Genomic DNA, 11,700 nt, shown 5'->3' with positions numbered 1-11,700 from the left:
TCCCGGAGGAGGCGGGCCGTTCGTCGTCCGCGGGCAGCGGGTCAGCCGAACCAGATGCCGATCTCGCGCTCGGCGGACTCCGGGGAGTCCGAGCCGTGCACGATGTTCTGCTGCACCTTCTCGCCCCAGTCGCGGCCGAGGTCGCCGCGGATGGTGCCGGGCGCGGCGGTGGTGGGCTCGGTGGTCCCGGCCAGGGAGCGGAAGCCCTCGATCACGCGGTGGCCCTCGACGACGGCGGCCACGACGGGGCCGCTGAGCATGAACTCCACCAGCGGACCGAAGAACGGCTTGCCCCGGTGCTCGTCGTAGTGGCGCTCGAGCAGCTCCCGCTGGGGGTGCAGGAGCTTCAGCTCCACGAGGCGGTAGCCCTTCGCCTCGACGCGGGCGAGGACCTGGCCGGTGAGGCCGCGGGCCACGCCGTCGGGCTTGACGAGGACAAGGGTGCGTTCCGTGGTCATGGGAATCCTTCCGGGGGACTGCGAGGGACGTCGGAGCCCAGCCTAGCCGTCCGGGTGCTCCCGCTCCCACTGCGCCTGCGCGGCGTCGCGGGCGGCGTTCTCCCGGTCCAGCCGCGCCCCGGTGTGCACGGCGTACCACCAGGCGAGCGCCGAGAGCGCGCCCACCACGAACATCGCCGGGAGCACGAAGCCGGTGGCCACGAGCACCGCCTGCAGGGCCCAGCCGAGCGTGTACCCCCACGGCCGGCCCAGCACGGCGGGGGCCAGCAGCAGGATCAGCGCCAGCACGGCCCCGCCCGCGAGGACGGCGGTGCGGGCGCCGTCCCCCAGCTCCCGGCCGAGGAGCCCGTAGGCGGCCAGGGCCGCGAAGAAGGCGATGAGCGCCTCCATGACGAGCACGGAGGAGGCGAACATCGTGCGGATCGAGCGCCTCGGCCTCTTCTGCCCGGGGCGCCACTCGCGCTGGGCCTTGGTCATGCGTGCCACGTGGAGCGGGTCCTCTCGTGCGGGGCGGGCGGGACGGGGGCGGGGTGCGGGGCCACGGTCACAGCCCCAGCAGGGTGCGGACCTCGCCGACCACGGTGATCGAGCCGGTGACCAGCACGGCGCCGTCGAACTCCGGGCGGGCGGCGGCGTCCTGGACGGCCGCGGCCACGGCGTCGTCGAGCGTGGGCACGGCGTGGACCACGTCCTCGGGGAAGCCGAGGTCCACGGCCAGCTCGGCGAGCTCCTGCGGGTCCACCGCCCGCGGCGAGGCGGAGCGGGTGAACCAGAACTCGGTGTTGAACTCCTCGTACTCCTCGAGCAGCACCCGCAGCATCGCCTCGGCGTCCTTCTCCGCGAGGACCCCGACGACGAGGTTGAGCTTGCCGAAGGTGAACGCCTCCTGGAGGGCGGCGGCGGCGGCCCGCAGCCCGTGCGGGTTGTGCGCGGCGTCCAGGACCACGGGCGGGGCCTTGCGGGCCAGTTCCAGCCGGCCCGGGGACTCGACGGCGCCCAGGCCGGTGCGCACGAGCTCGGGGTTGAGCTCCTGCTCGCCCCCGCCCAGGAACGCCTCGACCGCGGCGACGGCCACCGCGGCGTTCTCGGCCTGGTGGGCGCCGAACAGCGGCAGCAGCAGGTCGGGGTAGCGCCCGGCGAGGCCCCGGACGGTGAGCACCTGCCCGCCCACGGCCGTGGCGCGGGCCTCCACCGCGAACTCGACGCCGCCGAAGCGGAACGGGATCCCCAGTTCGCGGGCCCGCTCGAGCAGCACCTGTGCGGCCCCGGGGTCCTGGGCCGCGGAGACCAGGTAGCCGTGCTCCTTGAGGATCCCGGACTTCTCGCGGGCGATGTCCTCGAGGGTGTCCCCGAGCATGTCCGTGTGGTCGAGGTCGATGGGGGTGACCACGGAGACCGCGGCGTCGGCCACGTTGGTCGCGTCCCACGACCCGCCGATCCCGACCTCGAGGACGACGACGTCGACCGGCGCGTCCGCGAAGACCGCGAAGGCCAGCGCCGTGACGGTCTCGAAGTAGCTCATCCGCGGCTCGCCGCGCTCGGCGAGCTCGGCGTCGACGAAGGACAGGTACGGGGCGATCTCGTTGTACACGCGCACGAACGTGTCGTCGTCCACGGGTGCGCCGTCCACGCTGATCCGCTCGGTGACCCGCGCCAGGTGGGGGCTGGTGTAGCGGCCCACGCGCAGGTCGTGGGCGAGCAGCAGGGCCTCGACCATCCGGGCCGTCGAGGTCTTGCCGTTGGTGCCGGTCAGGTGGATCACCGGGGCGGCGCGCTGGGGTTCGCCCAGGACTTCCATGGCCCGGCGCATGGCCTCGAGCCGCGGGGCCATCCGGTTCTCCGGGGCACGGGCCAGCAGCCGGTCGTAGACGTCCTCGACGGAGGTCGCGTCCCCGGTGTCCGCGAACGGCGCGCTCATGCCTGCACCGCCGCGGCGTCGACCGGCGAGTCCACCACGTGCACGCTCACGGAGGGCTCGCCGACCCGCAGCTCGAGCTCGGCGGAGAGCGTCTCCCCGGCCACGAGCGCCCGGTTGGCCTCGAGCGCCGCGACCGTGGCGGCGTCGGCGGTCACGACCGTGCGGATCCGGTCGGAGACCTGCAGGGCGGCGTCCTTGCGGGCCTGCTGGATGGTGCGGACCATGTCCCGGGCGGTGCCCTCGGCCTCGAGCTCGGGGGTGAGCTCGGTGTCGAGGACGAGGAAGCCGCCGCCGGGCAGGACGGTCACGGCCCGGGAGCCGGCCGCGGCGTCGCCCGCCACGACGGTCTCGAGCTCGTACTCCCCCTCCTGCAGCGCGGTGGCGCCGGCGACCACGGTGCCGTCGTCGTCGACCCGCCAGTCCCCGGCCTTCGCGGCCTTGATGGCGGCCTGCACGCCCTTGCCCAGGCGCGGGCCTGCGGCGCGGGCGTTGACCTTCAGCTGCTGGGAGATGCCGAACTGCTCCGGGGAGGCCTCGGCGGCGTCGAGCAGGGTGACGGCCTTGAGGTTCAGCTCGTCTTCGACGATGTGCTCGAAGGTTCCCGCGAGCTTCGCGCCTGAGGGCACGACGACGGTCATCCCGGCCAGCGGCTGGCGCACGCGCAGCTTGTGGGCCTTGCGCAGGGCGGAGCCGTTGGAGCAGATCGTGCGGGTGGTCTCCATGAGCTCCACGAGCTCGGTCTCCGCCGGGAAGCCGGAGGCGTCCGGCCAGTCGGTCAGGTGCACGGAGCGCCCGCCGGTGAGCCCGCGCCAGATCTCCTCGGTGACGAGCGGCAGCAGCGGGGCGGCCACGCGGCAGACGGTCTCCAGGCAGGTGTGCAGCACGTCGAAGGCGACGGTGTCCTCGGCGAAGAACCGGTCGCGGGAGCGGCGGACGTACCAGTTGGTCAGGGTGTCCATGTAGGAGCGCAGGTGCTCGGCGGCGCCCCAGATGTCGTAGGCGTCGAACGCCTCCTTCGTCTGCCGCACCAGCCGCCCGGTCATGGCCAGCACGTAGCGGTCCATGACGTTCTCGGAGTCGTGGCGGGTCCGTGCCTCGTAGCCCGCGCCCGCGTTCGCGGCGTTCGTGTAGAGGCCGAAGAAGTGGTACACGTTCCACAGCGGGAGCATCATCTGGCGCACGCCGTCGCGGATGCCCTGCTCGGTGACCACGAGGTTGCCGCCGCGCAGGATGGGGCTGGACATCAGGAACCAGCGCATCGCGTCGGCGCCGTCCCGGTCCAGGACCTCGTTGACGTCCGGGTAGTTGCGCAGGGACTTGGACATCTTCTGCCCGTCGGAGCCCAGCACGATGCCGTGGCTGATGACGTTGCGGAACGCGGGCCGGTCGAACAGCGCGGTCGCGAGGATGTGCAGGGTGTAGAACCAGCCGCGGGTCTGGCCGATGTACTCCACGATGAAGTCGCCCGGGTTGTGGGTCTCGAACCAGTCCCGGTTCTCCATGGGGTAGTGCACCTGGGCGTAGGGCATCGAGCCGGAGTCGAACCACACGTCGAGCACCTCGGGCACCCGGCGCATGGTGGAGCGCCCCGTCGGGTCGTCCGGGTTGGGGCGGGTCAGCTCGTCGATCCAGGGCCGGTGCAGGTCGACCTCGCCGCGGTCGTTGCGCGGCAGCCGGCCGAAGTCGGCCTCGAGCTCGGCGAGGGAGCCGTAGACGTCGCGGCGCGGGTGGTTGGGGTCGTCGGACTCCCACACGGGGATCGGCGAGCCCCAGTAGCGGTTGCGGGAGATCGACCAGTCGCGGGCGTTCTCCAGCCACTTGCCGAACTGGCCGTCCTTGACGTTGTCCGGGATCCAGTTGATCTGCTGGTTCAGCTCGACCATCCGGTCCTTGATCCGGGTGACCTCCACGAACCAGGAGGACACGGCGCGGTAGATCAGGGGGTTGCGGCAGCGCCAGCAGTGCGGGTAGGCGTGCTCGTAGCTGGCCTGGCGGATCAGCCGGCCCCGCTCCTTGAGGTCGCGGACCACCGTGCGGGCGACGTCCTTGTCGAAGACGTTCTTCCCGGCGAGCCCGGCCAGGGGGGCGCCGGCGGCCAGGGACCCGTCGGCGAACAGGTCGTAGAACACCCCGGCCTCGTCGAGGGACAGCACGACGGGGATGCCGTAGCCGGCGCACACGGTCTGGTCGTCCTCGCCGTAGGCGGGGGCCTGGTGGACCAGGCCGGTGCCGTCGGTGGTGGTGACGTAGTCGGCTACCACGAACTGCCAGGAGGTGCCGGTGCCGAAGCGCTCGGCGTCGGCGAAGTAGTCCCACAGCCGGCGGTAGCGCAGGCCCTCGAGCTCCGCGCCCCGGTGGCGGGCGGTGACCGCGGCGGCGGCCGCCGCGGCCGGGTCCTCCTCCCCGCCCCAGCCGAGGTCCTTGGCGTAGGCGCCCAGCAGGTCCTCGGCGATCAGGAAGCGCCGCCCGGCGAGCTCGCCCGCGCCCGGGACCACGGCGTAGACGATCTCCGGGCCGACCGCGATGGCCTGGTTGGTGGGCAGCGTCCAGGGCGTGGTGGTCCAGGCGAGCGCCTCGACCCCGGCGAGCGCGGTGACGACCTCGGGGTGCTTCGCCCAGGAGGCGTCGTCGAGGACCGGGAAGGAGACGGTGACGGTCTGGTCCTGGCGGTCCTTGTAGACGTCGTCGTCCATGCGCAGCTCGTGGTTGGACAGCGGCGTCTCGTCCTTCCAGCAGTACGGCAGGACGCGGTAGCCGGAGTAGACGAGGCCCTTGTCGTCGAGGCCCTTGAACGCCGCGATCACCGACTCCATGTAGTCGGGGTTGAGGGTCTTGTAGTCGTTGTCGAAGTCCACCCAGCGCGCCTGGCGGGTGACGTAGTCCTGCCACTCGGAGGCGTACTTCATCACGGAGCTGCGGCAGGCGTCGTTGAACGCGGCGATGCCCATCCGCTCGATCTCCTGCTTGTCGGCCATCCCGAGCTGTTTCATGGCCTCGAGCTCGGCGGGCAGCCCGTGGGTGTCCCAGCCGAAGCGGCGCTCCACGCGCCGGCCCTGCTGGGTCTGGTAGCGGGCCACGAGGTCCTTGACGTAGCCGGTGAGCAGGTGGCCGTAGTGCGGCAGGCCGTTGGCGAAGGGCGGGCCGTCGTAGAAGACGAACTCGTTGGAGCCGTCCTCCCCCGGGTCGCGCCGGTCGATGCTGGCCTGGAAGGTGCCGTCCTGCTGCCAGTAGGCGAGGACGCGCTCCTCCACGGCCGGGAACGTCGGCGCCGCGGGCACGCCGCGGGCCTCGGGGTCGGTGGTCGCCTTGGGGTAGACGGGCTGGTCTGACACGGGATCCTCGTTCTGACGTCGGTGCTGCTCGTGCGGGTCAGGGTGCAAGGACGCTGCCGGCCGGTCGCCCGGGCACAACGCGGTACCACCTCGCTTGCGGTCCCGCCTCCCTCACCGGGGGCGGGGCCGCCGCTCGTTGACTGCTGTGACGGGCTTACCCGTCCGGGTCTACTGAGGACCCGCGGGTCCCGTTCTTCCGGAGGCTCCCCGGTGATGGCCGGATCGGCGCCGATGTGACTGCTCCCATCTTAACCCACCCTCCCCGGGTGCGCCGAGGCGGCGGACGCCGGCGCACCCGGGGAGGGTGGGTCGCCGGCGGCCGCCGCTCCCGGTCCTCGGTCAGGACGGCCAGGAGGGCCAGGACGGCTAGGAGCGCACGATCTTGTGGGGCGCGGCCTGGGCGACCGGCTTGATCGTCACGGTGTCGAGGTCCACGTGGTGGGGCAGGTTCACGGCGAAGGCGCACACGCCGGCGACGTCCTCCGAGGTCAGCGGCTTCTCGACCCCGGCGTAGACCTGCTCGGCCGCGGCCCGGTCCCCGCCGAGGCGGTTGAGGGAGAACTCGGGGGTGTGCACCAGCCCGGGGGCGATCTCGACGACCCGCACGTTGTGCTCGGCCTCCTCCAGCCGCAGGGCCTCGGTCATGGCGCGCTGGGCGAACTTGGCGGCGTTGTAGCCGGCCCCGCCCTCGTACGCGCGGTGGGCGGCCAGCGAGGTGAGGTTCAGGACGGTGCCCTCGCCGTTCTCGCGCAGGGCGGGCAGGAACGCGCGGGTCATGCGCAGCGTGCCCAGCACGTTGACCTCGTACATCCATGCCCAGTCCTCGGTGCGGGCCTCGGCCACCCGGTCGGTGCCGCGCGCCCCGCCGGAGATGTTGAGCAGCGCGTCCACGCGGCCCTGCTCCTCGAGGACCTGGTCGCGCAGGGCCTCGACCTCGGCGTCGGAGGTCACGTCGCAGGGCGCGGGGATCGCGCCGGTCTGCTCCGCCAGCGCCTCGAGCCGCTCGGCCCGGCGGGCCACGGCGTAGACGGTCCAGCCGCTGCGGCGCAGCTCCCGGGCGGTGGCCTCCCCGATGCCGGTGGAGGCGCCGGTGACGACCGCGACCTTGCCGGTGTGGGTTCCTGTGTTCTGCTCGTCGCTCATGGGCCCACGCTAGCCCGCGCCCGGAGGGACGCCCAAGCACCCGGCCGGGACGGAGCGGGCCCGCGCGTCCGTGAGAGACTGGTCGGCATGGCTGACAACACGCAGGGCACAGACACGCCCGCCACCGCACCCGGGACCACGTCCGTGACCGTCCCCGACAAGCCCGCCCTCGAGGGCCTGGAGGAGAGGTTCTCGACCCGGTGGCGGGAGGAGGGCACCTTCCGCTTCGACCGCGACACCGAGCGCGCGGAGGTCTACTCGATCGACACCCCGCCGCCCACCGCGTCGGGGTCGCTGCACGTGGGGCACATGTTCTCCTACACGCAGACCGACGTCGTGGCCCGCTACCAGCGGATGACCGGCAAGAACGTCTTCTACCCGATGGGCTGGGACGACAACGGCCTGCCCACCGAGCGGCGCGTGCAGAACTACTTCGGCGTCCGCTGCGACCCGACCCTGCCCTACGACCCGGGCTACCGGCCGCCGGCGAAGCCCGCGAGGAACGAGCGCGACTTCGACCAGGTCTCCCGGAGGAACTTCATCGAGCTGTGCGAGCAGCTCGCCGTCGACGACGAGCAGGTCTTCGAGGACCTCTTCACCCGCCTGGGCCTGTCCGTGGACTGGGACCTCACCTACCGCACCATCGACGACCACTCCCGGCGGGTCGCCCAGCGGGCGTTCCTCGACAACCTCGCCGCGGGCGACGCCTACCTCGCCGACGCCCCGACCCTGTGGGACGTCACCTTCCGCACCGCCGTGGCCCAGGCCGAGCTGGAGGACCGGGAGCGCCCCGGCGCCTACCACCGCGTGGCCTTCCACCGGGACGGGGCCGAGCCGGTGCACATCGAGACCACCCGCCCCGAGCTGCTGCCCGCGTGCGTGGCGCTCGTGGCCCACCCCGACGACGAGCGCTACCAGCCGCTGTTCGGCTCCACGGTGACCTCCCCGCTGTTCGGGGTCGAGGTCCCGGTCGTGGCCCACCGCCTGGCCAAGCCGGAGAAGGGCTCCGGCATCGCCATGATCTGCACCTTCGGCGACCTCACCGACGTCACCTGGTGGCGCGAGCTGGAGCTGCCGACCCGCCCGGTGGTCGGGCGCGACGGCCGCATCCTCGCCGAGACCCCGGCCTGGATCCGCGGGGAGGGCCCGGAGGCCGCCTACGCGCAGCTCGCCGGCAAGACCGTGTTCTCGGCCAAGGAGCAGGTCGTGGAGCTGCTGCGGGAGTCCGGTGACCTCGACGGCGAGCCCACGCCGATCGTGCACCCCGTGAACTTCTACGAGAAGGGCGACAAGCCCCTCGAGGTCGTCACCTCCCGCCAGTGGTACATCCGCAACGGCGGGCGCGACGCCGAGCGCCGGCAGCGCCTGCTCGCCCGTGGCGCCGAGCTGGAGTGGCACCCTGCGTTCATGAAGGCCCGCTACGACGACTGGGTCGAGGGCCTCAACGGCGACTGGCTGATCTCCCGCCAGCGCTTCTTCGGCGTGCCCATCCCCGTGTGGTACCCCCTGGACGCCCAGGGCGAGCCGGTCTACGACTCCCCCATCGTCCCGGCCGCCGAGCAGCTGCCCGTGGACCCGGCCGCCGAGCCCGCCCCCGGCTACGACGAGTCCCAGCGGGGCCGGCCGGGCGGCTTCGCCGGCGACCCCGACGTCCTCGACACCTGGGCCACCTCCTCGCTGACCCCGCAGATCGTCACCGGCTGGGGCCACGACGAGGACCTGCACGCGAAGACCTACCCCATGGACCTGCGCCCGCAGGCCCACGAGATCATCCGCACCTGGCTGTTCTCCTCCGTGGTCCGCGCCGACGCCCTGACGGACTCCCTGCCGTGGTCGGACGCGACGATCTCCGGCTGGGTCCTGGACCCGGACCGGAAGAAGATGTCCAAGTCCAAGGGCAACGTCGTGGTCCCCACCGACACGCTCGAGAAGTTCGGCTCCGACGCCGTGCGCTACTGGGCGGCCTCCGCCCGGCTGGGCGCGGACACCGCCTTCGACGAGGGGCAGATCAAGATCGGCCGCCGCCTGGCCATCAAGCTGCTCAACGCCTCGAAGTTCGTGCTCGCCCAGGGCGTCACGGAGGCCTCCGTGCTGCGCGCCGGCGCCTCCGCCGACGTCGTCGCCGACGCCCTGGACCGGGCGCTGCTCGCCCAGCTCGCGACCGTGGTGGAGCGCGCCACCCAGGCGTTCCGCGACTACGAGTACGCCCGCGCCCTGCAGCTGACCGAGTCGTTCTTCTGGACGTTCACCGACGACTACGTCGAGCTCGTCAAGGACCGGGCCTACGGGGCCCGCGGCGAGGCCGCCCAGGCGTCCGTGCACGCGGCGCTCGCCACGACCCTCGACGCGCTGCTGCGCCTGTTCGCCCCGGTCCTGCCGTTCGCCACGGACGAGGTGTGGTCCTGGTGGCGCACCGGCTCCGTGCACCGCGCGGCGTGGCCGACCACCGAGGGCTTCGCGGCCCTGGTGGCCGACGCCGACCCCGAGGTCCTCACGACCGTGGGCGAGGCGCTGTCGGGGTTGCGCAAGGCCAAGTCCGAGGCCAAGGTCAAGCAGCGCACCGAGGTCCGTTCCGCCGTGATCACCGGCTCCGCGGAGGAGGTGGCGCGGCTCGAGGCCGGCCTGGGCGACCTCAGGGCCGCCGGCAACGCCACCGAGCTGCGGCTCGTGGCCGGCGAGGCGGGCCTGAGCGTGCGCGACGTCGAGCTGGCGCCCGCCGAGGAGCCCGCCCGGTAGGGCGCTCCCCGGGACGTGCGAGGGCCCGGCCACCGTGGGGTGGTCGGGCCCTCGCGCCGTGGCGGGACGGGCTCAGTCGAAGACCGGGCCCGTCGTGCGGGAGCGCTTGATCTCGAAGAAGCCGGGGTAGGACGCCAGGGCGACCGCGCCGTCGAAGACCGTCCCCGCCTCCTCGCCCTTGGGCGCCGGGGACATCACGGGGCCGAAGAAGGCGGTGCCGTTGACGGCGATCACCGGGGTGCCGACGTCGTCGCCCACCCGGTCCTGCGCCTCCTTCTGCGAGGCCCGCAGCAGCTCGTCCCAGCGGTCCGTGCGCGCGGCCTCCGCGAGCTCGGCCGGCAGGCCCGCCTCGGCGAGGGACTCCGCGATCACCTTTTCGTAGTCCTTCTCCCCGCCCGGGTGGAGCCTGGTGCCCATGGCGTCGTAGAGCGCCCTGACGTACTCGGGCCCGTGCTGCTCCCGGGCGGCGACGACGACGCGCACCGGGCCCCAGGCCTTGGTCAGGAACTCCTTGTACTGCTCGGGCAGCTCCTCGCGCCCCTCGTTGAGCACGGCCAGGGACATGACGCGCCAGTCGATCTCGACGTCGCGGACCTGCTCGACCTCCAGCATCCAGCGCGAGGTCATCCACGCCCACGGGCACGCGGGGTCGAACCAGAACTCCACCTTGTCAGCCATCAGCATCCTCCTCGTACGGTGCGCCCCGCCGGGGCGGCGGGGGCGTCACCGGGTACAAGGCGCGGCTCAGGCGGTTTTGTTCCGGTTCTGCTCCGCGCGGATCATCTCGTGGGTGATGATCTCCGGCTCCGCGTCCTTGGCGACGGACTCGGCGGTGACCAGCACCGCGGCGATGTCGTCGCGGCTGGGCAGCTCGAACATGACGGGCAGCAGCACGTCCTCCAGGATGGCGCGCAGCCCGCGGGCCCCCGTGCCCCGCTGGATCGCGAGCTCCGCGACGGCGGTCAGGGCCTCGGGGTCGAAGGTCAGCTCGACGCCGTCCAGCTGGAACATCTTCTTGTACTGCTTGATCAGCGCGTTGCGGGGCTCGGTGAGGATGCGGGTGAGGTCCGCGACGGTGAGCTCCCGCAGCGTGGTCACCACGGGCAGGCGGCCGATGAACTCGGGGATGAGGCCGAACTTCAGCAGGTCCTCGGGCATGACGTCGTCCATGACGTCGGCGCGCGGGCCCGCCTCCCGCAGGGAGGCGCCGAAGCCGATGCTGGTGCGCCCGGCCCGGGAGTCCACGATGTCCTCCAGCCCGGCGAACGCGCCGGCGACGATGAACAGCACGTTCGTGGTGTCGATCTGGATGAACTCCTGCTGGGGGTGCTTGCGCCCGCCCTGCGGCGGCACCGAGGCCACGGTCCCCTCGAGGATCTTCAGCAGCGCCTGCTGCACGCCCTCGCCGGAGACGTCGCGAGTGATCGAGGGGTTCTCGGACTTGCGGGAGATCTTGTCGATCTCGTCGATGTAGATGATGCCCGTCTCGGCGCGCTTGACGTCGTAGTCGGCGGCCTGGATGAGCTTGAGGAGGATGTTCTCGACGTCCTCGCCGACGTAGCCGGCCTCGGTGAGGGACGTGGCGTCCGCGACGGCGAAGGGCACGTCCAGCTTGCGGGCCAGCGACTGCGCCAGGTAGGTCTTGCCGGAGCCGGTCGGGCCGACCAGGAGGATGTTGGACTTGGCGATCTCCACGTCCTCGTCACCGGCGGCCGTGGCCAGGGACAGGGGCTTGCCCCCCTCGCCGGCGCGGACCCGCTTGTAGTGGTTGTACACCGCCACCGACAGGGCCCGCTTCGCGGTCTCCTGGCCGATGACGTACTGCTGGAGGTGCTGGTAGATCTCGTGGGGCGTGGGCAGCTCCTGCTGCTCCAGGTCCTTGACCTCGCTCAGCTCCTCCTCGATGATCTCGTTGCACAGCTCGATGCACTCGTCGCAGATGTACACCCGCGGGCCCGCGATGAGCTTGCGGACCTGCTTCTGGCTCTTGCCGCAGAAGGAGCACTTGAGCAGATCCGCGGTCTCGCCGATGCGCGCCATGAAACAGTCCTCTGGTCGGGTACGGGAATCCTCGTCCAGGATAGGCGAGGTCGGGGGATCCCCCAACACCGCG

The 11,700-nt window shown here is 72.4% G+C and carries 8 protein-coding genes; 1 reads left to right on the top strand and 7 read right to left on the bottom strand.

The window, feature by feature from the left end:
• Positions 1–41 precede the first annotated feature (41 nt).
• The 5 genes from ndk to M3185_RS15230 all read right to left on the bottom strand — a co-directional run bounded on the left by ndk (position 42) and on the right by M3185_RS15230 (position 6,851).
• A complete protein-coding gene (ndk, locus tag M3185_RS15250; RefSeq protein WP_251334529.1) occupies positions 42–458 on the bottom strand; it encodes a nucleoside-diphosphate kinase in 417 nt (138 codons plus the stop codon).
• A 42-nt stretch (positions 459–500) separates the two neighbouring features.
• Complete coding sequence (locus M3185_RS15245; RefSeq protein WP_251334528.1) at positions 501–944, bottom strand: DUF4233 domain-containing protein; 444 nt, start codon at positions 942–944, stop codon at positions 501–503.
• Between the two features lie 58 nt (positions 945–1,002).
• A complete protein-coding gene (locus M3185_RS15240) occupies positions 1,003–2,376 on the bottom strand; it encodes a bifunctional folylpolyglutamate synthase/dihydrofolate synthase (protein WP_251334527.1) in 1,374 nt (457 codons plus the stop codon).
• Entirely contained in the window at positions 2,373–5,708 is a 3,336-nt protein-coding gene (gene ileS / locus M3185_RS15235; RefSeq protein ID WP_251334526.1) for an isoleucine--tRNA ligase, read from the bottom strand. The genes M3185_RS15240 and ileS overlap by 4 nt, the downstream gene beginning before the upstream one ends.
• A 366-nt stretch (positions 5,709–6,074) precedes the next feature.
• Entirely contained in the window at positions 6,075–6,851 is a 777-nt protein-coding gene (locus M3185_RS15230) for an SDR family oxidoreductase (RefSeq protein ID WP_251334525.1), read from the bottom strand.
• A gap of 87 nt (positions 6,852–6,938) precedes the next feature.
• Between M3185_RS15230 and valS the strand changes: the two genes are divergently transcribed.
• On the top strand, positions 6,939–9,587 hold the full coding sequence (gene valS / locus M3185_RS15225; RefSeq protein ID WP_251334524.1) for a valine--tRNA ligase: 2,649 nt from the start codon (positions 6,939–6,941) through the stop codon (positions 9,585–9,587).
• Positions 9,588–9,659: 72 nt separating this feature from the next.
• On the opposite strand, the gene M3185_RS15220 is transcribed toward valS, so the two are convergent.
• Together M3185_RS15220 and clpX are read right to left on the bottom strand one after the other, a co-directional pair.
• Positions 9,660–10,265 (bottom strand): mycothiol-dependent nitroreductase Rv2466c family protein, encoded by a 606-nt coding sequence (locus M3185_RS15220; RefSeq protein ID WP_251334523.1) that lies wholly within the window; start codon positions 10,263–10,265, stop codon positions 9,660–9,662.
• 66 nt (positions 10,266–10,331) lie between these two features.
• Complete coding sequence (gene clpX, locus M3185_RS15215) at positions 10,332–11,627, bottom strand: ATP-dependent Clp protease ATP-binding subunit ClpX (protein ID WP_251334522.1); 1,296 nt, start codon at positions 11,625–11,627, stop codon at positions 10,332–10,334.
• Between the last annotated feature and the right edge of the window lie 73 nt (positions 11,628–11,700).

Origin of the sequence: Kocuria rosea (genome assembly GCF_023715525.1) — a bacterium.
GTDB lineage: Bacteria > Actinomycetota > Actinomycetes > Actinomycetales > Micrococcaceae > Kocuria > Kocuria rosea_A.
This window is presented reverse-complemented; position numbering and strand designations above follow the sequence as displayed.

Bases quoted from the DNA above. Each gene is read 5' to 3' on its own strand.
- M3185_RS15240 (WP_251334527.1), bottom strand. From the start codon at position 2,376: ATGAGCGCGCCGTTCGCGGACACCGGGGACGCGACCTCCGTCGAGGAC.
- valS (WP_251334524.1), top strand. From the start codon at position 6,939: ATGGCTGACAACACGCAGGGCACAGACACGCCCGCCACCGCACCCGGG.
- ndk (WP_251334529.1), bottom strand. From the start codon at position 458: ATGACCACGGAACGCACCCTTGTCCTCGTCAAGCCCGACGGCGTGGCC.
- M3185_RS15230 (WP_251334525.1), bottom strand. From the start codon at position 6,851: ATGAGCGACGAGCAGAACACAGGAACCCACACCGGCAAGGTCGCGGTC.
- M3185_RS15220 (WP_251334523.1), bottom strand. From the start codon at position 10,265: ATGGCTGACAAGGTGGAGTTCTGGTTCGACCCCGCGTGCCCGTGGGCG.
- clpX (WP_251334522.1), bottom strand. From the start codon at position 11,627: ATGGCGCGCATCGGCGAGACCGCGGATCTGCTCAAGTGCTCCTTCTGC.